This window comes from Caloramator sp. ALD01 (genome assembly GCF_000472625.1).
Lineage (GTDB): Bacteria > Bacillota > Clostridia > Clostridiales > Caloramatoraceae > Thermobrachium > Thermobrachium proteoclasticum.
The window spans coordinates 646-22,848 of record NZ_KI421442.1; the positions used below are offsets into that span (position 1 = coordinate 646).

Here is a 22,203-nt window from a genome sequence, read left to right on the forward strand (position 1 = left end):
TATAGCCTACCTATAAGGGATTGAAACTTTAAAGGTCTATCTAAAAATCTTCTTTCTTCAGAAGGTTTATAGCCTACCTATAAGGGATTGAAACTTTTTGCAGGAGTACTTTGAATTTGATAGCAGCAATGTTTATAGCCTACCTATAAGGGATTGAAACATAGTATCTTCTGCACTTATAGTTGAACATATTGAGTTTATAGCCTACCTATAAGGGATTGGAGTCCTCGCTTTAGCGAGGTATTTTTGTGCAATAAAAGTAATATCAACCCTCCGTATAATAAAGATATAATCTTTCGGGAGGTTGATAATATGATGTGTAGAGATTGTATACATAGGAACATATGCTCATTTAGCAATATGTTAAATTATACACTCAAAAATAGTGCACTTTCATCCTGGGTAGAAGATGTTAAGTTAGAAATAGTTAATTGTAGAAATTATGAATTCGACATAAATAGTCAATATTGGAATAGAAGTTATGAAGAAATGTTTTCATTGACTGAAGAAGAATATGAGGATTCACTATATACACTTTTAAACGAAATAGATTTTTATGATGAAATATATGGTTTAAATTAAAAAAGACCCAATAGGGTCTTTTTTATACATATTTCGAAAATATTTTATCTAATACATAAAGGAATTATTACATTTATGTAGAAATCATTAATTGAACAGTAATAAATGCAGTAACATATCTTATAACTAACAAATACATAAAGTTTAAATTTTATATGCCATACTTTATAAAAAATTTGATGAAGATAATGTATGGAGGAATAATAAATGATATTAGTTACAGAAAGAATGATGAAAAAATTACAAGAAGAGTCTGATACAAAGAAAATAAAAAAGATATATGATATGGCAAAAGCTAAACAAGAAAACTTTTTGAATGATGTAGCAAAAGGGGCAGATCATAAAAAGTTTAAAGCATTAGGGAAAGATACCAATATTTATAAGTATAGAATAAATTTAAATGAAAGAGTACTTTATACATATGGTAAAGAAATAGATGATATTGTAGACGATTATAAGAATGCAATAGTATTGATAGATTTGTGTAAACACGATGAACAGGAGAGAGTTGCAAAAAATATAAATGTTAATAATATGGCGTATAAAGAATATGCGGTAGATTTATTAGAAGAAGATGAAGAAGAAATTGAGGATATTTATGAAGATAATATATCAGATGAAAAATATAAATTTTACATTGAAGATGAAATTTCAATAGTTTTAGATGACGAGGATTATTTGAAACTAATTAACAAAGAAGATGTAAAATTAATTGAATCAATAAACAAAAAAACATATAAATATTATTTAAATAGGGAACAGTACAAATGTGTAAAAAATGATAGAACAACCATATTAAAGGGAAGTGCAGGTTCTGGAAAAACAACTGTTTTGATATATAAGCTCTTTGGTTATAAAAACACAAACTATAAAATAGCATATTTTACTTATACAAATAAGCTAAAAGAAAGTGCTAATATTATCTTTGAAAATATAAAACCAGATGAGTTTATAGCAGATGTTGAGTTTTATGAATTGCTAAGGTTTTGTATTAATACTTTAGGCATAAGTAAAGATAAAATAGTAACCTACAAAAAATTTGAAAAATGGTATACCAATAATGTTGTTAAATATACAAAAAACTATATCCACCCAATTGATTTTTGGACTGAGTTGAAAGGTGTAATAAAAGGAATTATGGGTATAAATTGGAATAGAGATGGTATAATACCTAAAGACATATTAAAAAAGGAGACTATGGAGACTTTAATTAGTGATGGCTTTATTTCTAAAAATAATAATGTGTACAAAATAAATGAATCTTCAATACAAGAAATAATTCAGCACTATTGTGATAAGGGTTATAAAAATCAGGAATTAATACAGGAAATAGAAAAATTGAGAAATTATTTTTTAAATTATAATTTTATAGATAAAATGATAAAGAGAGAAACATATTTGAGTTTACCAGCAGATTATTCTATTTTTAATGAAGATGAAAAGAATTATATATATGACTTATCTTTAAAATACCAAGCTTGGTTAGATGAAAATGGATATTATGATGAAAATGATTTGGCTATATTAGTTCTTAAAAAAATTAAAAACAATGAAATTGAAAAATATGATTATATTTTAGTTGATGAAATTCAAGATTTAACGGAGTTACAAATATTAATGTTAATTGAATTATTAAAGGATAAAAGTAACATATTTTTAGGCGGAGATGTACATCAAATTGTAAATCCAACCTTTTTTAATTTTGGACGTTTAGAAAATGGTTTAATAAAGAATATGATAAATCCAGAAAAGGTTACGTTGTCAAAAAATTATAGGAGCTATGATGGAATTGTAAGATTAGCAAATAAGATGACTGAGATTAGAAGAAAATATATAGGCTTTTTAAGTGATGATATTATTGAAGTAAGTATACGAGAAGGAAGATATCCAAGAATAACAAAATCAAATGAAGAAAATTTAAAATTAATATTAGATTTTATTAGAGAAACAGATTATGCTGTACTAATTGTGCCAAATGATGATATAAAGTTACAAATTGAAGAAAAATATAAAACGGGTGTAAATGTTTTTACAGTTCAAGAATCTAAAGGTTTAGAGTTTGACGTTGTTTTTTGCTACAATATATTATCAGAGTACAAAAATTATTGGCAAGATATATTAGATGGATTAGGTAAGCACGATTCAAAGTATAGGTATTACTTTAATTTATTTTACGTTGCAATAACAAGAGCAAGGACTAATCTATACATATTAGAAGATGATTTGGATATGAATATTATAAAAGAAATAATTAGCTATTGTGTTGAAATAAGTGATTTAAAAGATGAAATTAAAGATTTTGAAAAATCTTCGTTAGATAGTATGTATAGAAAAGCGTTAGAATATGAAGAATATGGACTTTTCCAAATGGCTATGGATATATTTAAAGAGAAAAACTATGAGCACGAATATCAAAGGTGTTTTGTAAAAAGTAAGGCTGATGAAGATGGATATGAAGTTACAGGAGATAGACTTTTATTAATGCACGAATTTAAAGATGCAGAAAGATATTATGGTGAAGCACAAAATCATTTTAAAGTTGTAAAAGCTATGCTTTTATCTGGTTTATATGCAAGCGAATTAAAGTTTAAGATTATAGATAATTATGTGAAGGCTCATAAGGTTGATCTTTATAAAGTTATGAGAGATATAGTAGAAATGATAAAGGAATATGGAATAGAAGAATTTTCAGATGCAGCAAGTAATTTTGCAAGAACGATGTCTTTTATAACAAGAGAAAGATTAGAATCTATAAGAACTTGGATAGGCTTATTATCATAAGAAGGTGGGGGTAAAAATGAATACAAAAGAAGATAATATTTTAAGACTATTAGATACCTTTGAAAAGACACAAGAAGAAGTTATGTCGATTTCTGATTCCTTTGAAAAATTTAATTATGTATTAGAAGGATTAAATGATTCCCTAAAACAACTTAAACTTTATAAGGAAACTAAAGAAACACTTGACTTATTGAGGAGTATTATAAATAAAATAGATAATTTCCCTGAAAACTTAAATAGAAGTTTTGAAGATTTGAGTTCGTTGAGCCAAGAAAATTTAGAAAAGCTTCAAAGATTAAATAAAGAAACAGATTCTATTGTAGAAGAAAAAATAAATAAAGCAGAGAATATTTATACTGATTTGGACAAAAAAATAGATCTATTAGAGGTAAGAATAAATAAATTGACTGAAAAGATGGAGCAAAGTATTGATAATATAAATAATGTATTGAGTGATTTTTTAAAAAAGAATATTGTGCTATATAAAAATATGGAAAATAGAGGCAAAAAAATTGAGGAATTAATAGAAATAATGAATAGAAGAGCAACTACAATGGATAAACTAATTCAGTATGTTGAAAAATATCAGGAAGAACAAAGATTAAAAAAGCTTAAAGAAGAAGAAATTTTAAAAAAAATAAAAAATGTAGAGATAATAAAGATTGATAATTCAAAACAAACAACTTAATTTAAAAGAATTGCATCAGAAGACTATGAATCCCTAATTCATAGTCTTTTACTATTAATTCCAATTTTATAATGCCTCTAAAATATTTAATGTACTACTCTTTTGAGGCATTTTTGACAAATTTCAAAAATATTTTATATTAATTTAAAGGAATTAATATACTTTTGTAGAAAATAGTAATTAAAAGAAAAATGTTTGGAGTGGTTTGATGTTTGATATAAAGTATATGAAATTAAATTTTAGAATTAAATTTGAAAAGTGCGGAAAGTTACCTAAATACAAGATGTCGGCCCTAAGGGGTGGAATGGGACAAGTTTTAATGAAAAAATTTTGCTTAGAGGATAAACCAAATTGTAACAACTGTCTACTAAATGAAAGATGTGCTGTAAATGGGATATTGTCACCTAAAATAGAAACAAATCTTCCTTTTATGAAAAATGTTCAAACTTCACATTCAGGATTGGTTATAGAATGTATTGATTTTAGGGAAGAGTTTTTTCAAGAGGATATTTTAGAGTTTTCAGTTCTTTTGTTTAACAACATTTTTAATTATGGTGGACACATTATATATGCCTTTGATGCTTTAGGTAAAACTGGACTTGGTAAAAACAGACTAAAATTTAGTCTTTTAGAAGTATTAAATGAAGAAAATAAGCCGATATTTAAAGATGGTGTACTTTTTAAAGAAAACATAAAACCAAGTACAGTATTAGATTATGTACAAAAAAGAAAAAGAGAATTAAGTTCAATAGATGGAATAGAATTCATCTTGCCATTAAGATTTGTAAAACAAGGAAAATTAACAGATGAAATAAATAGTAAAGATTTAATAATAGCTTTGCAAAGAAGAATAGCTATATTGAATGCAGTTAGTGGTAAAACAGTAGATATTGATGTTGATAATGTGGATAACTTTATAGAATCAACTAATTTATACTGGACAGAAAATAAAAGATATTCAAATAGACAAAAAACTAAGATGTCTTTAGGAGGTGTTTTAGGAACAATAAAGTTTAATGAAAATGTAGAGTTAATAAAGGATTTATTAATAGCCTGTGAACTTGTACATATAGGGAAAAATACAACCTTTGGGTTAGGTAAGTATATTATAAATAGCTAAAGCATTTGCTTTAGCTATTTTAAAAGGAGGAAAATATGAGGCAAAGAAGAGATGATGAGAGTTTAGGTATTGTAAAATCAAGGATTTTATATTTTTTGATAACAAACTCTAACAAGTATTCTGCAGAAGAAATAGGGGATATGTTTGGTTTTAAAAAGAGGAGAATACAGGATTTTGTTAAGGAGTTTAATGAATTGGGGTACAAGATAAGCACTGTAAAGGGAAAGTATGTTGTTGAAGAATTACCTAAAAATGTTGTGAATATTGATTATAAATTAAACTATAGCGATTTTAAAATGGTAACTATACTCGAACATCTATCAAGGAAAAAATATGCAGTAAAAAGAAAAAGATTTGTAGAAGAAGTAAATATGTTGTTTAATGAAGCTCCAGCTCTTGTTCAATCTATGATAAAACAGCTAATTGATAGAGGTTATATAGTTGAGGAAAATGGCAAAATTAAAGCAGCAGATAATCTATTAGATATTTTAACAGAACAAGAACTTCAAAATTTATATATCTATTTAGAAGTAATGAAGCATTTTTATTATAAGGGATATGTATTAGATTTAATAGCAGATAAGATATCAAGAAAATTAAACATAGAAAATTCTTGTATAAGAGTTATCCCAAAAAGAAAAAGGATAAGCTACTATGATAGCTTTGTAGTTAAGCAGATAGAGGAAGCAATATTAAAAAATAAGTCACTTAATATAAAATATAGATTTAAGACAAGAACAAAGGAAATAAATGTAAAACCAGCAGGAATAATATATTCTGAAGATAAGGATTTATATTATTTAGTTGAAAAAAATAAAAACTACAGTATATATAGAATCGATAAAATTGTAGATATTGATGTTGTTGATGGTGGACTTTCTGAATTTAATAAAGAAGATTTTAAATATAACTTTGGAATAAGCATAGAAAATCCCTTTGATGTAGAGGTTCATTTTGAAAAATACTCATTTATAAAAAGAAAGTTAGATAGATACACAAAAAAGAGGCAAACAGCAAGGATTGTAGAAGAAGAAAATAGATATATATTAAAGGATAGGGTAGTTGGTTTTAAAGAGTTTAAAAATTGGGTTATGGGTTTTGGAAAAAGTGCCTATGTGGTAGAGCCAGTAAAATTAAGGGATGAAATATATAATGAGATAAAAGAAACATTAGAAAGGTATGATATGAATGGATAAATTGAGCATTATGCTTAAGGTTATAGCTTCTTTATATAAGGGGGCAAAAACAATAAAAGAACTTTCTGAAGAATTAGAGTTAGATGTAGATGTTATAAAGGACATAGTTGCATTTGATTTAAAGGCAATGGCAAAGGTTTTAGGCTTTTGGGAAATTAAGCTCTATGATGAGGAAGGAAATGAATTGGATAGAGCATTGGACGAGCTATATTGTTCAGATGATGAAGATATATGTTTAGATAAGTGTAGGCAGTTAATTACCGAAAATACCACGATTGAAATATGGATTGATAATATAAAGAGTATTGATATATTAAATAGATACGAGAGATTTTGCTTGTATGAACTTCTAAAGGACAGTGATAAGCAGTTTATAAAGAATATTAAGGACAAGATAACAAGCAAACTGGATGCTGAATTTATAAGTGAATACACCATTTTAAAGGATAGAAGATTAGTCAAGCACTATAACGATATATTTAATATAGACATAGAACTTATAAATAAAATATTTGGTGCAATAAACAATAGAAGAAAAATTAATATAATAAAAGCAGAAAGAAGCATAGAATTTGTATCCCCATTGTGTCTTGTGTATGATAATGATACGGATAATTGGTACTTAGAATATTTTAAAAGGGGAATAAATCATATTAGGTTAGACAATATACAAAATATTGAAGTTTTAGATAGGTGCTTTAGAGTAAATAAAGGCTATAAGGTAAGATATAAAGTTGTTAAAATAAGAGTATTTGATGAGAAAAATGCAAAGGATAGAGCAATTAGGCATTTATCAAGAAGAAATATAATTGAAATTGATAATGGACAAGGATATATAGATATAAAAACGAAGGTATATGACTTAAACCTTTTTAAAAGATGGGTAAGGACACTTGGCCCCTCCTGCATAATATTAGAACCAAAAGATTTGAGGGATGAGTTTAAAAATAGGCTTGAAGATTGGTTAAAAATATATAATGGGGAAGGTTAATATGGATAGATTAATAAGGGAAAGATTTGAATTAGGTGAGAGTTTAAAGAATAAATCATATAATTTAAACACAGTTTTAACAGCCCAGGAGGACTTAATAGCACATCTTTTTGCAGGGTATTTTAATAAAAATTTTGATGCCTATGATAGAGCCATAGACAGTGTATATAATTTGACCCGTGTTGGTGGTTCAGGCCTTCACCATTTGGTAGATGGTCAGCATACCATCTTTGGAGCATTAAGGGCTGTAAAGGATGTATCGGAGGATGATTCTTTCTTTAAGGAGCTTTCTGAGGCAACAGAACACCTCTTTAGAGACTCTATGTCAGTGTCAGGAATAAACCCATTTATAAGCTTTACACCAGATGAGTTTAATAAGCTTGCAGAAATAGCTAAGAAATTTGGAATTTCAAAGACTATGCTGAAGGATGCCTTGACATTTAATGGGCCAGAACTTGTAGGAGGGCTATTAGGCATATCTTCTCTTATGTTTTTTTCTAAAACAAAGGATGAAGAAAGGCTATCAGAACTATCTGCAGCCTATCTAATATCCTCAATTTCTGCCCTAAATCCAATACTTTTTCCATTTGCAGCCTACAAACTCATAAATGTAGTTAAGGATTCTGATCAAAAGATACAGACATTAAAGTCAGCGGGAAAAGGTGCAATTATATCAGGCACTTCAATTGCAGTATCAAGTTTGATTGGTGGCCCTATGTGGATTTCTTGCATTGCGTCAATTGGTGCAACAGTTGCAGTAAGATATGCAATAGAAAAACCTGATAAGGCCTATGAAAAGATAAAAACATCTGGTGACCTTTTGAAAAAATATATATTAAAGGCAAAGGATATTAATTTAGAGGGTGATTTAAAATATGAATATTGATGATAGAATTTTAAAACTTGATTCCTTTAAAGAGTTAGACAGAGAAACCTTTGAGGTAGTAGAAAACCAGTTTAGAGAATCTATAGGTAAAATATATAATTCAAACGAATATGAGAAAAAGATAGAGCTCTATAAACAAAAGATTATATGCCTTGAATCAATAAACCATTATAGAAAGATATTGGTGGACTTAGGACTTAGAGAAAGAGAGATAATGAGACTATCAAAAGAGATACACCAAGAAGCCTCCCTTTTTATGATGCAAAGGATAGATGCTTTTTTAAAGGAGAGGAGGGATAAAATTATTGAGCAAATAAACAGAGAGTTTGTATGGTATCAAGGATTAAAGGATGTAGCCTCTAAGGGTGCAGTAGTTTTAAACAAGGGTAAGAATATTTTAAATAAAACCTTTGAAATGGCAAATATAAATAAAAGCATAGATGTTAAGGATTTTGATAATAGAATGTTATTAGAGAGACTGCTTGATGAAAATATGGAGCAGAAGGATGTTGCAAACAATCTAAATAATATTTTAGAACAGACATTTAATTTTATTTTAGATGAATGGAATAAAAAAATAAATTTCCATATAAATGCCTTATACGAAAGGGATAAAAAAATAATAAACAAAATAAAAGAAAACAAAATAAAATTTCAAATTGACTCTACAGGTCAGATATTTATAACAGGAATAACATCAGCTGTAGTAGGAACGCTTGGTCTTGCAGCAGGTTGGCATACGCTAACCTATGCACTTGCCAATGTTTTTCCACCTATTGCTATATTTACAGCAATAGCGGTTGTTTTTTCTGGAATTTCAAATAAGGAAAAGGCTAAGGAAAGGTTAATAAAGCAGGTTGAAGAGGTATTTAGAGAATATAGGAGGCAGATACTGTATTTAATAGATGAAGAGAGGTTTGAGGATTTAAACGGATACTGCATATATGATTATTTTGGATTTATAAATGATGCAATTGCCAACTACTATTTAGATAGCATAAAGAATCTTTATTTTGAAACAGATTTTGAGGAAATTAATGAAATAATCATTTCCTATGAAACACATATGGGATTGATTGAGGAGGCTTTAGGGTAAAGTTCATTTGAAACTGTGTTTAACATATATAGAAATTAATGTGACCTGCTTGAAGGGATTGATAGCTCCAGTTATGGGGCTATTTTTTTATTTAAAACAACTTGTGCAATAAAAATATTTTCAGATGGTGGTTTAATTAAAAATGTGGGAGGTGACAAATTTGGATATATTAAGTGAACTGTATAAAATATCACAGTTAAGTTTTGATGAAGAAGAGGCTTCAATATTTCAATTAAATGCATCCCTTAGAGAAAGTGCAGAAATATCTAAAATGATAAAGAAAAACATACAAAAGACTGACACAATTTACTACAAACTTGATGAGATATCTAACTTAAATGAAAAATTAAAGGAACATACAAATCAAATAAATGAAATGGTTAAGGGATATATAAGAATATTTGATTTTATTTGGGAAATGCATAGGTTTTCTAAAGAACAATCTCCAGAAATCTTAGATTATATACAAAGTATTTTGGAAAAGATTGAGGTTGAAATGAAAAAAGTAGGTATATTTATAGACAATCCTAAAAATCAAAAATATCAAACAAAACTACACGAAATAATAGCAACTCAGGAGGTGACTGGTTTTGGAAATGAAATAATATTAGATGTATTAAAGGTTGGTATTAATTTTAAAGGAGAAATAATAAGAAAGGCTCAGGTAATAACAAATTTAAATAAGGAGGAAATATAGATGGCGGTAATAGGAATAGATTTAGGAACATCAACAAGTGAAATAGCAGTTTATAAAGATGGTAAGGTAATCGTTATACCAAATGATAAGGGAAACAGAATAACTCCATCCTATGTAGGTATAAGCACAGATGGAGAGATGATATTTGGTGAGGATGCAAAAAGCCAATACTTAGGCAGACCGCAGGATACTGTTAGAGAATTTAAAAGGCTTATGGGAACAGATGAAAGTGTAAAGCTTGGTGGGAGAGAATATAGACCTGAGGAAGTATCAGCACTTTTGCTGGGTTATTTAAAAGGATGTGCAGAGGAATATCTAAACGAAACAATAGAAGAGGCAGTTATAACTGTTCCAGCAAATTTTGATGATAACCAAAGACAAGCCACTATGCTTGCTGCAAAAATTGCAGGTTTAAAATGTGAAAGAATTATAAATGAACCAACAGCAGCAGCTATGGCCTTTGGCATAAAAAATATGGACAAGGATATGCGTGTTCTTGTTTATGATTTTGGTGGTGGAACATTAGATGTAACTGTATTAAAGATGTTTGAAGGAATATTAGATGTTGAAACATCCTATGGGGACACAAAGCTTGGTGGAAAAGATTTTGATGAAAAGATGATGAATATTATAACAAGAAAAGTTTATAAAAAAAATGGAGTTAATTTAGATAGGAATAACTTGATAGTTTTATCCAAGCTTAAGGAGGCTGCTGAAAGGGCAAAGATAGATCTTTCCTTTGTGAATGAAACTACAGTAACTTTAGAAAACATAGTTTTAAATGGGAAGTTAGTTAATACACAGATAAATATAACAAGAAGGGAATTTGAAGATGAAGTTATGGATTTGGTTGAAAAATCTGGGGTTGTTATAGATAAAGCACTAAAGGATAAGGGATTAACTTATGAAGATATAGATTTTGTTCTAATGGTTGGAGGAACCACTAGAATTCCTGTTGTAAGAAATTATGTGAAGAATAAATTAAATAAGAATATAAGAACTGAAATAAATCCAGATGAAGCTGTATGTATGGGTGCGGCAATTCAAGCAGCAATTAAAGCAGGTGTGATATCAGAGGAAAATAGCTTAGTTATAACGGATGTTTGTCCGTTTAATTTAGGAACTTCTTGCGTAACAGAGGTAAATGGAATGGAAGTTGCAGGAATTTTAAGCACTATAATAGAAAGAAATTCAACAGTTCCTATAACAAGAAGTCAAATATATACAACTGCTATAGATTATCAAACAGAAATGAATATAGATATATATCAAACATTAGATAATAACTGTATATGGGCAAAGGATGCAACATTGATTGGACAGTTTATGTTAGACAATATACCTGCAAGACCAAAGGGAGAAGAAGCTATTAAAATTGAATATAGCTACGATATAAATGGAAATATAAAAGCCGTAGCAGAGGTTTTAAGTACAGGACATAGAAGACAAATAGAAATAAAAAGAGCAATTAATATGCAGGATGTAGTTCAAAATGAAGTAGCTGCTGTTTTAGATAATTATAAGGAGTGTAATCTATATAAAAAGTATAAAATGACAATTGAAGGTGCAGAAAAGAGGTTGAATACATTAGGTGAATCTGAAATTAAGAAAGAGCTAATGAGACTATTAAATGAACTAAAACAATACATAATACAAGATGATGAGTATATGGCAAATGAAATTGAAGGAGAAATAATAGACCTACTTTTTGATATAGATTAGGGGGAGATAATATGGACTCCAAAAGCTATAATAGAATTTTAAATTTAATAAAGGATAAAGAAAACCCTGCAGCTTTGAATGCTGCAGGTGTATTATTAATCTTTTATGAGTATTTTGAAGAGGCATATGCAATTTTGAATTTCAATTTTGATGCAAATGGAGATGAATTTGCAAAAAAATATTTAAAAGAGTTTTGGTTAATAAAGGAATATATAAAGGATTTTAATAGAGCATTAGAGTTAGCAAATAAAAAAGATTATAGATATGCACAGAAGATATTAGAGTTTTACTACAATAAAGGACTTATGACAATAAGTGGTTTTAAGCTTTTTATGATATGTCTTTTTAAACGTAGAAGATTTAAAGAATTTAGAAGGGTTAATGAGGAGATAAAATCTTTAGGTTTTGATATTGATTTTGATAAATATATACAACATCTAAACTTTAAAATAAAGAGTCTATTATTTACATCATCAATTATTCCATCAGTATTAGTTGGTGCTTATATAGTAAAATCAAACTCAAAAACAGAAGTTGTTTATAGGGACTTACCACAGGAGAAGCAGATAGTTTATAAATATGTAGAAGATGATTCTTCTAAAAGGTTAAAAGATGTGTTTGGAAGTCAATTGGAAAGTAGTCTTTATAAGAATGGATTAAAGATGTATAAAAATAAACGATATGATGAGGCATATAATTATTTTAAACTTGCCTATGAATTTACAAGTAATAGTTATATAAAGCAACATACTTTGTTTTTATTAGCAAAGGTTTCTAAAAATTTAAAAAGAGATGACGCTGTAGTCTATTATAAGGAATATGTAAGAGAATTTAAATATGGATGTTATTATGATGAGGCACTTTATGACTTAGTTTTTTTATTGTACGAAAAGGGACAAGTTGAGGCAAAAGAATATGCAAATATGATTGATAGAAGGAGTATTTTCTTTAACAATAAGATAAAAAGAATAATAGGTGGTGGAATTTAGATGCAAAACTACTATGAAATTTTACAAATAAAAAAAGGGGCGTCTTCAGAAGAAATTAAAAAGGCCTATGCAAGACTTTTAAGAAAATATCATCCTGAAAGGGATGAGGAAAATTTTAAAAGAATAAGGGAGGCATATGAAATATTAAGTAATCCTGAAAAGAGAAGGGAGTACGATTTTCAATTAGAATATGGAGATGAATTTTTAGAAACCCTTCAGGAAGTAGAGGAGTTAATTGAGTTAGAGGAGTATGAAGAAGCAGTAGGTAAATTAAAAAGGATGACTTTAATAAAACCAGATGATGAAAGAATATGGGTAAAATTAGCAGAGGTCTATTCTAAGGATGGGCGAATAGAAGAAGCAATGGAGATTTTGCAAAAGGCACTTAATTATATAAACAATTCCGCTTTAATTTATTTTATGTTAGGCGTATGCTTTGAAGTTATAAAAAATCTTGAAAGAGCAGAGTTTTATTTTAAAAAGGCATTAGAGATAGAAAAGGATTTTTACATATATGAAAAGTTATATTTTATTTATATATTTGAAAATAAAAAAACAGAAGCAAATAGAATATTAAGTGATATGTCAAAGCTTGAACTTAATGATTTTAATTTAATAGACTATAGATTATTGTTAATAAAACATAATGCAATAACTCAAACATCAATTAATGAATGTGAAGGTAGAGTAGGAATATATGTTAAAGAGTTAATTGAATCAGCAGAGGAAAGGGAAGAAATAAAAGCATATCTAATTAATCAAATTATAAATGAATTGAAGTTTTATGATGAAACGGAATTAATATTTGGTTTGTACTATTGCTGGAAGATTCTTTATTTTATTACAAAGGATAAGGGTGCAAAGGAAAGATATGAATTTTTAAAAGATATTCTATTTAAGAATAGCAATAAAGAAAATAAAGAATATGAAAAACAAAATTTAAATGAAAAGAGGGATATTACACCAAAAGAAACAAAGTCTTATGTAAATAATGAAAATAAAAATGTACAATCTACATCAAATACAAACAGTTCTATATATACATTAAATAATGAGAATAAAAAAATTCAAAATAGCAGTTCAGATAATGTTCCCTGGGGATGGATTATTTTGTTTTTATTTTTAGCAAGCATAGGGCCAGTTGGCATTATATTGTTTTTTGTGATTTTATATTTTGCAAAGAAAGATTAAAAAAATCAGCTCGACAAATTTTTATTGTTGAGCTGATTAGAAAATTTGGGTGATTTTATGGAGGATTTATATGTAATAGAACAAGGGTGTACTTTAAAAAAACTTGATCAACAAATTTTAATAACAAAGGGAGGATTAAAAATAGACAGCATTCCGGTCTTTAAGATAGATAAAATTCTGCTATTTGGCAATCAACAGATCACCTCACAGGCTTTAAATTTGGCTTTTGAATATGGTGTTGATGTTCTTTTTTTATCTTATACAGGTAAATTGAAGGGGAAGGTATCAAGCATTAATTCAAAAAATATATACCTTAAGTTATCACAATATGAAGTATGGAAGGACAAGCTAAAAAGAATAGATATTGCAAAGAAAATAGTAAAGGCAAAGATTTGGAATCAATATATGCTTTTAAAAAAATATAATATTAGCGAAATGAATTTATTAGAGCAAATGAAGAAAATAGATACTGCAAAGGATGTAGAAAATATAATGGGGTATGAGGGAATTGCAAGTAAAATATATTTTGATAATTTTAAATCTTTAATACCCAGTAATTTTGTTTTTGATGGAAGAAATAGAAGGCCACCAAAGGATGAAGTGAATGCATTGTTAAGTTTAACCTATATGCTTTTATTAAATAAATTGATATCAGAATTAGACAGGAGTGGACTTGATGGTAATATAGGTTTTTTACATAGTATTAAATATGGTAGAGAGTCATTAGCACTCGATTTGATAGAGCCATTTAGACAATATTTTTGTGATTCATTTGTATTAAAGATATTAAGACGCAAAGAAATAGTTATAGAAGATTTTGAAAAAAGGGAAGAAGGAATATTTCTAACTGATACTGCATTTAGAAAGTATATAAGTAAGTTTAGAACAGAATCTACTAAAATAGATGAAGATATAAAGGAACAAGTTTTGCAAATAAGAAAGTATATTTTAGGTGAGGGTGATTTTAAGCCTATGATGAGAAAGTGATAAAGGGAATTGTTGCATATGATATTACTAATAATAGATATAGAAATAGGTTAAGTAAGATTTTAGAAAATTATGCTCAAAGGGTGCAATATAGCCTCTTTGAGTTTGAATTACCTCAAGATGTTCATAATAAGATGTTGAAGGATATTGAAAAACTATATAGAAGTTATATAACATATGCCTATAATGCGGGTAATGTGGATGAGCTTACCAAAAGCATACGAATATATTATATGTGTGAAGGCTGTATAAATAAGAGATTAATTTATGATTATGGCAAGGGGGATAAAAAGGATAAGTTTATTATATGAAATGTTTTAGTTTGTTTAGAAAAAATAAACAAAGAAAAATCATTATTTATGATGAAAAAGAAAAGATTGAAAGAATAAAGTTAAAAGAGAAATTAGAAAAAACATTTATTTTTAATAAGTGTGTCTATTCATTTATAAAAGGTAGATCTGCAAGAGATGCAATAAAAGATGTTATAAATAATGTGAATAAATTCGAATACGTAATAAAATGTGATATTGAGGATTATTTTGGTTCTATAAATATAGACAAGCTAATTAAAATATTAGAAAAAAGTAAATTAGAAAATTATTACATAAACAAGATTAAGAAAATACTAATTGATGAACAACTGATATTAAAAAATAGAGGAATAGCCTTAGGTAGTCCATTAAGTCCTATTTTATCTAATATTTATTTGATAGATTTTGATGAATATTTTTCAAATTGTAAAGGAGTAAAATATTTTAGATTTTGTGATGATATGCTGTTTTTATGTAATAAAAATATATTGGATATAATTAGCGAAAAGTTAAATTTATTGGATTTAAAATTATCAAGTTCCAAGACAAAAATAATAACAAAGGGAGATAGTTTTGATTTTTTAGGGTACGTTATCAATATTTCTGAATGTAAGGTGATGAAATATATGGATAATAAAAAAATAAATGAAATAGATGCAAGAGGGTATTTTGCGGAAGATAGTGACGATTTTATTGGTCTTGTAAATAGTATAAAGCATTGTAATAAGCAAAGATTTATTGAACTAATAACAAAAATAGATTTTAATACAATCAGTTCTAATATCATTGAAAAAATAATAAATAATGCAGAAAAAACTTTGGGAATAGAATTTGCAAAATTAATAGAAGTAGTTTCGAAACATAAAGAAAAAGAACAAGTTATAGAGGAATTGGTTGAACAAAATCAATTTAGTGCAGCTACAAGATTTGAAGAATTATATCTTGAAGTTAAAGCAAAATTAGAGTATTTTTCTAAATTTAGATGTATATTTGATAATGGTAATAATTTTTATTATGTTTTTGATGAAAAATTAAACGAGTATTTAAAAATAAATAATAAGATTGAAGATAATATAATAAAACAACATTTAAATGGAAATATAATAGTATCCATTAAATTAGATAAGATAAATGGTACAAGTAATATTTTGGTTTTTGATATAGATTGCAAAGATAATTTAGAAGAGGCTTATAACATTGGAAAGGATATAAAAATAACTTTAAAAGATAAAGGATATACAGGGTACATAGAGTTTAGTGGAAAAAAAGGATATCACGTTTGGGTATTTTTCGATGATTTTTATAGTGTGAAAATATTAAACAAATTAGCTGAAGAAATTATAAAAAATGTAGATGTTAAAAATTGTATTGTTGAAATCAAACCAAGGGAGACTGTTTTAGTCGAGACAGAAAACTGTATTAAATTGCCATTAGGCATACATCCTACAACTAAAAAAAGGAGTACATTTTTAGATTTGGATGATATATCTGATGTTGTAAAAAACACATTTATATTGGAAATAGAAAAGTCTTCTGAATGGATAGAAAATATAAAGGAAAAATACCCAGAGGCTTATAAGGTAATTAAAAATTGTGAAGTAATAAAAAGGATTATATTTTTAGGACTTAATAAGAGAAGTCTTAGTCATTTTGATAGGTTAATACTTTTGTATAACTTTGTTTTCATAGACAAAAGTATAGAATTTTTACATTTTTATATGTCTAACTTAGACAATTATAGCTATAATATAACTGAAAAATATATTTCAAGAGCACCTGAAAGACCAATATCTTGTAAAAAGATTAGGGAGTATTTAAAAGATACTAATTATGTTGATGTATGTGATTGTAAATTTGAAATAACAGATGGTTTTTATCCAACACCAATATTACATTCAGATGCTTCTTCTTTTTCAAATCAGGCTCTTATAATAAAGGCTAAAAGTTTCTTTAAAGAATTAAATGAACTAAAAGCTGAGAGGGAAGAATTAGATAAGAAGATAAAAAGTATTGAAAAGAAACTAAATAATGTTTTCAATATAATGAATACAGATGAAATTACTATTGAAATAGGAAAATTAAAGCGAGTAAATAAAAATGGAAATATTAGTTGGGTTGTAGAAATAGACTTTTAGTGTTTTACATATTTGACATATGAAATTATTAAGAATATAATATATGTAAATAATAGGTTTTTGTATACAGAGTTTGTATACGAAAACCTATTTGACCCCTTATACATAGGGGGGTTTTTTGAAACCTTATTAAAATTAGATATTCCAATGGGTAGAGTACATTAAAGCTTTTATACATACTCTGTATAAGACTTAATTTAACTGCTAAATTAACAACTTTTTTAGGGGTTTTGAAAATAGCCTCCTTCAGCCCAGATTTTTCAAGGCTTCAAAAAGGGTGCTGTAGAAAAGAATATGACCTGTTTGAAGGGATGGATAGCTCTGTCTCCTGCCTTGCGGGCATCAGCAGCCAGGATATACGTAGAAAAGAATATGACCTGTTTGAAGGGATGGATAGTGGCTCCACTTATCTGTGGAGTATTGAGAGAAGTGTCTTATGTAGAAAAGAATATGACCTGTTTGAAGGGATGGATAGCCTTGCTCTTAGCCTTTTGAGCTCTTATTGCTTTCTTGTAGTGTAGAAAAGAATATGACCTGTTTGAAGGGATGGATAATCTGCCGTTGCAATAAGCAACATAGAATGCCTTCTTGTGTAGAAAAGAATATGACCTGTTTGAAGGGATTGTCACTATTCTTTACACGGCTCTTTCTAGATCCAACATTTGACTGGTAGAAAAGAATATGACCTGTTTGAAGGGATGGATAACTAAATTTAATATTTTTATAAGCCAAGCATTGAGAATGCTTGGCTTTTCATTTGTTGATAAATTATTTTATAAAATTGTATTGACAGGAAATAAATTCTATAGTAAAATGAAAACAAAATAAATATTGTGAGTTTAGCACTCCTATAGAATAATATATTTTTAAAATTTGAATGGTTTCGCACTATAAGTGCGTCCATTTTTAGAAAATATTCTATAGGAGGTTTTGTTTTATGGTATTAAAATTTAAATTAAAATCTTGGAATAATGTAAAAAAACTTCTTCTTTTAAATCTCCCATTAAATGTACAGGAGATTAGAAAATTAGAGGAGATTATAGCCAAAAGAGACATTGACAAAATAAACAGGTTTGTTGATGCTGTATCTTTAAATTACAATCTCTCTCCAAATTTTACAAATACCCTAAAGGAAAAGATTAAAGAAGAAGCTGAATATCTAAAGGGTATAAAGGGATTTGGAGCATATGAGAATCTAAGCAAAAAGATTTTTACTATTAAATTAAATGCAAATTATAAGGGTAAAAGGACATTATCCAAGGAAGCATACAATATGTTTATAAAATTCTTAGCTGCAATAGAAACAATTAATTCTGAAAAAGAAATAAAAGCATCTGACATAAAAAAGATACTTACAGGCAACGTAAAAATAAATGAAAAGGCAATTGAGAAATATAAGGGACTTGAACTTAAAATGCAAAAGGAAAATGTGTATGATTATTCAGGAGATAAAAAAATAATCGATATAGTAAGTGTACTCTTAATGCTTCAAAATAGCGGTATAATAACAAACTTAGAAAAGCTAATATATACAAATAGGATGATTGACAAGAAGGTAGAAAGGTACGTTAACCAGAGTGTAAGTAAAATTTATATTCCTCTTTCAGATGAAGAAGTATCAAGCTTTGTAGTAAATGATGTTAAAGCTATATATAAAGCTATTATAATACACCACGTTTATAATACTCTATGTAATATATGTTACGAAGCAGCTACAAATTTTGCGGTTATAGTTGTTGCATAATAAAAAGACATCAGCTCTTTACGAGTTGATGTCTTTTTATTATATAAAATTCCCTTATATTTAAAAAAGTTAATAAATATAAAGGAGTTTTAAAAAATTTGTAGAATATTATTAGGTGTGTTTGTTATATTTTTTTAAAATATACATCTTGAGCTTAAATTAATTTATTGCTTATATTATGCAATAAAAACTATATAATACTTGCTTAAAATTATAAATAATCAAGTACGGAGGGATGATTAATGCAAAGAGAAGAGAGAACAAGGAGAGAAAATAGTGGAAACAGGAATTTTAGAGAAAATAGAAAAGATGTTGTAAGAGAAATTATTAAAAAGTATTGTAAGTCTGCCATTCCAAGAATAGATGTATTGATAGATATAGGAACCTTAGAAAATGGGAAGATTATAGACAATATTGAGAAAAATTGGAGTACATTGTTTGAGGATAAATTTGAATTTGATAGAAAGGTTGTAGAGGATTATTTATTTATTACTAAATTTGGAAATGTAAGATATAAAAAGAACGAATTAGACGCCAAAAGTTTAGAGTACATATTGATTGATACAGCAATTAAAAAAGCTATTATTGACTCAGAAAATGCTAATGATGTGACAGTTGAGAAAGTTTTGGAATATATTAATGACTTAGTTGTTGAATTAGATGAACAAGTACGAGATGGATATATTAAAAGAATAATAAATAGATATATTTTTAATGCTGAAAACGAAGAATATTTTAAAAGACTAAGGGTATGGTTTAAGAATTATGAAAATCATATAAATCAATTTTTAGAAAATGCTAAAGAAAAGATAATCGATTTGCGTAAAGAAAATAACGTTCCTGCAGTGGATGAAGCTAATAAAGGAAATATTGAAGTTAATGAACAAGAAGTAGGTAAAAATCAAGAAAATGAAGTAGAACAAGATACTAACAAAGATATAGAGATAGAGGAATTAAAGGAGAGATTAAACCTATTTGAAATAGAATACAAAAGATTAAACAAAAAAATTGAGGACTTAAACAGGGCATTAGATGAGCAAAAGAAGAACATAGTAGCAGAGTTAATTAATACATTAAATGAAAAAAGTTTTGGACTTGTTTTAGACAGACTTTATATGTGGTCATTTATGGATGCAGAGTATGATATAAACGATATAAAGCTTTATATAAAAAATCTATTTAGAGCCCTTGAAAAGCTTGATGTTTATGCTGATAATAGCAATCTACTTGGAATTATCGATTTGCAGGCAGATGAAATAGGAACAAAATATAGACTAAATAAGGATATGGGAGCATACTCACCAGGCTATAAAAAGGTAATATTCCCAGGTTGGAAATACAAAGATGAACATATTATAAACCCTATGATTGAAGTGTAAAGGAGGAATTAATGTGGCGGGTGCTTATCTTGCAATAGATTTAGGTACAACTAATACAGTTGTTTCAGTTGGTGCAAAGGATGTGTATGGAAATTTCATAACTCAAATAGTCCCTATAAAACAATTTGACAGGAACAAAGTTTTAATAGAAAAGGATAGTATTCCATCTGTAATGTTTGTAGACTACGATGGATTAAGATACGTAGGTGAAATAGGTAAGTCAATGAGGGATTTGCAGTCTCTAAGAGTTATTTCAAATAGCAAAAGGTATATGGGATTAGATTTCAAATGGGAGGTAGATGATAAGGTAATAAGACCAAAGGATGTAGCAGCGGCAGTGCTAAAGATGTGCAAAAATTCAGCAGATAATTACCTCTTTACTGATGTAAAGGATGTGGTTATAACAGTACCAGCTTCCTTCAATACAGACCAAATAAATGACACAATAGAGGCAGCAAAGATGGCAGGATTTGAAAATATAGATATTCTTCCAGAACCAACAGCAGCCTTGATAGATTACATAAATCAACAGGCAGTTATGGATGTAAGCTGCCAAAGCATAGATTTTTCAACAAAGAAAAGAATACTGGTATTTGATTTAGGGGGAGGAACCTGCGACGTTTCAGTAATTGACGTTGTAAAGAGCGGAAATAAACTTGATTTCCAAGAAATAGCTGTTGGTAGATATGATGAATTAGGTGGTGTTGACTTTGACTTTTGGGCAGCAGAATATTTACTAAATAAATTCTTAGAGGAAAATGATATTGACCCAGATGATATATCAAAGCAAGAGCTTACATCTATGGTAAGTAAACTTGCTGTATTTTGTGAAGAAGCTAAGGAAAAAATGGCTTCAGAGATAGAAACCAGAAAAATGATGGGTATTCCAGTAAATGAAAATGAAATATCCTTTACAAAGGCAATTGTTGATTTTTATAAAGACAAAGCCTTTGAATTTAAGATAACAAAGAAGGAGTTTGATAAGGCAACAGAGAGTCTATACTACAAACCTAAAAACAAAACTAAAATTTTAAACGAACAAAGAAAACAAAAAAACATAGAAGAGCCAATATTAGATACATTAAATGGCTATGGAATTAGGCCTTCTTCTATAGATTATGTTTATTTAACAGGTGGTATGAGCAAATATCCAAAAGTTAAAGAAAGGCTATTTGAAATACTAAATAAACCAATCATAGTTTCTTCAAGACCTATGGAGTCAGTAGCAAGAGGTGCAGCAGTTTATCATTACTACAGCGTAGAAAATAAGAGGGTATCACAAAGTACAAAACAAAATGCATCTACAGCAAAAAAAGACGTTATGATGGGAATGGATATAACAAAAGTCTTAGCAGAGGCTATAATGATTGACGTAAACGAAGGATTGCCTCATACCATAATAGAGGCAAATCATCCTGTGCCTTATAAAGGAAGGCTAACAGGAAAATTAAGAACTACCTCACCATCTGGTATAAAGGTAGATATATATGCAGGTAAGAGTCCATATAGCTCAAAGCTTAGAATTCAAAAATCTTATCTTGCAAAATTCAATGTTCCAATACAAACAGGAACACCAATAGATATTGAATACGAAATAAATGAAAATAAGTATTTGACTATGGTAATGATTGTGAAAGACGGTAGGAACGAAACAAGATTTAATTTAAACATAGAAAGTGATGTTGAATTGGAAGAAAGGAGGAGCTGA

The 22,203-nt window shown here is 28.0% G+C and carries 18 protein-coding genes and 1 CRISPR repeat array; all 18 genes read left to right on the forward strand.

The genetic code is table 11. The features are described 5' to 3' along the window. Positions 1-312 precede the first annotated feature (312 nt). Positions 313-582: a hypothetical protein gene (locus A3M9_RS0112610; protein ID WP_027309492.1), complete on the forward strand. Its 270-nt coding sequence runs from the start codon at positions 313-315 to the stop codon at positions 580-582. Between the two features lie 207 nt (positions 583-789). Continuing rightward, complete coding sequence (locus A3M9_RS0112615; RefSeq protein ID WP_027309493.1) at positions 790-3,363, forward strand: UvrD-helicase domain-containing protein; 2,574 nt, start codon at positions 790-792, stop codon at positions 3,361-3,363. Between the two features lie 16 nt (positions 3,364-3,379). Further along, positions 3,380-4,051, forward strand: a complete 672-nt coding sequence (locus A3M9_RS0112620) for a hypothetical protein (protein ID WP_027309494.1) — start codon at positions 3,380-3,382, stop codon at positions 4,049-4,051. Between the two features lie 208 nt (positions 4,052-4,259). Next, a complete protein-coding gene (gene cas6, locus A3M9_RS0112625; RefSeq protein ID WP_027309495.1) occupies positions 4,260-5,171 on the forward strand; it encodes a CRISPR system precrRNA processing endoribonuclease RAMP protein Cas6 in 912 nt (303 codons plus the stop codon). A gap of 35 nt (positions 5,172-5,206) precedes the next feature. Continuing rightward, positions 5,207-6,367: a YafY family protein gene (locus A3M9_RS0112630; protein ID WP_027309496.1), complete on the forward strand. Its 1,161-nt coding sequence runs from the start codon at positions 5,207-5,209 to the stop codon at positions 6,365-6,367. Next, on the forward strand, positions 6,360-7,358 hold the full coding sequence (locus A3M9_RS0112635; protein ID WP_027309497.1) for a WYL domain-containing protein: 999 nt from the start codon (positions 6,360-6,362) through the stop codon (positions 7,356-7,358). The genes A3M9_RS0112630 and A3M9_RS0112635 overlap by 8 nt, the downstream gene beginning before the upstream one ends. Before the next feature lies 1 nt (position 7,359). Continuing rightward, positions 7,360-8,244, forward strand: a complete 885-nt coding sequence (locus A3M9_RS0112640; RefSeq protein WP_027309498.1) for a hypothetical protein — start codon at positions 7,360-7,362, stop codon at positions 8,242-8,244. Continuing rightward, positions 8,234-9,340 (forward strand): hypothetical protein, encoded by a 1,107-nt coding sequence (locus tag A3M9_RS0112645; protein WP_027309499.1) that lies wholly within the window; start codon positions 8,234-8,236, stop codon positions 9,338-9,340. The genes A3M9_RS0112640 and A3M9_RS0112645 overlap by 11 nt, the downstream gene beginning before the upstream one ends. 160 nt (positions 9,341-9,500) lie before the next feature. Next, the gene (gene grpE, locus A3M9_RS0112650; protein WP_027309500.1) at positions 9,501-10,037 is read left to right on the forward strand and encodes a nucleotide exchange factor GrpE; all 537 of its coding nucleotides are present in this window, start codon (positions 9,501-9,503) and stop codon (positions 10,035-10,037) included. Next, the gene (locus tag A3M9_RS0112655; RefSeq protein ID WP_027309501.1) at positions 10,038-11,759 is read left to right on the forward strand and encodes an Hsp70 family protein; all 1,722 of its coding nucleotides are present in this window, start codon (positions 10,038-10,040) and stop codon (positions 11,757-11,759) included. A gap of 11 nt (positions 11,760-11,770) precedes the next feature. Beyond that, complete coding sequence (locus A3M9_RS0112660) at positions 11,771-12,748, forward strand: tol-pal system YbgF family protein (RefSeq protein ID WP_027309502.1); 978 nt, start codon at positions 11,771-11,773, stop codon at positions 12,746-12,748. Beyond that, on the forward strand, positions 12,749-13,939 hold the full coding sequence (locus A3M9_RS0112665; RefSeq protein WP_027309503.1) for a J domain-containing protein: 1,191 nt from the start codon (positions 12,749-12,751) through the stop codon (positions 13,937-13,939). It abuts the gene before it with no gap. Positions 13,940-13,996: 57 nt separating this feature from the next. Further along, entirely contained in the window at positions 13,997-14,926 is a 930-nt protein-coding gene (cas1, locus tag A3M9_RS14010) for a CRISPR-associated endonuclease Cas1 (RefSeq protein ID WP_051350748.1), read from the forward strand. Then, the gene (gene cas2, locus A3M9_RS14015) at positions 14,923-15,237 is read left to right on the forward strand and encodes a CRISPR-associated endonuclease Cas2 (protein WP_035166758.1); all 315 of its coding nucleotides are present in this window, start codon (positions 14,923-14,925) and stop codon (positions 15,235-15,237) included. The genes cas1 and cas2 overlap by 4 nt, the downstream gene beginning before the upstream one ends. An 11-nt stretch (positions 15,238-15,248) precedes the next feature. Next, on the forward strand, positions 15,249-17,372 hold the full coding sequence (locus A3M9_RS0112680; protein ID WP_198011978.1) for a reverse transcriptase domain-containing protein: 2,124 nt from the start codon (positions 15,249-15,251) through the stop codon (positions 17,370-17,372). A 282-nt stretch (positions 17,373-17,654) separates the two neighbouring features. After that, positions 17,655-18,077: a CRISPR direct-repeat array (repeat unit 36 nt; unit sequence GTAGAAAAGAATATGACCTGTTTGAAGGGATGGATA). 232 nt (positions 18,078-18,309) lie between these two features. After that, the gene (locus tag A3M9_RS0112690) at positions 18,310-19,116 is read left to right on the forward strand and encodes a hypothetical protein (protein ID WP_027309505.1); all 807 of its coding nucleotides are present in this window, start codon (positions 18,310-18,312) and stop codon (positions 19,114-19,116) included. Positions 19,117-19,358: 242 nt separating this feature from the next. Continuing rightward, a complete protein-coding gene (locus A3M9_RS0112695) occupies positions 19,359-20,495 on the forward strand; it encodes a hypothetical protein (protein WP_027309506.1) in 1,137 nt (378 codons plus the stop codon). Between the two features lie 13 nt (positions 20,496-20,508). Beyond that, entirely contained in the window at positions 20,509-22,203 is a 1,695-nt protein-coding gene (locus tag A3M9_RS0112700) for an Hsp70 family protein (RefSeq protein WP_035166761.1), read from the forward strand.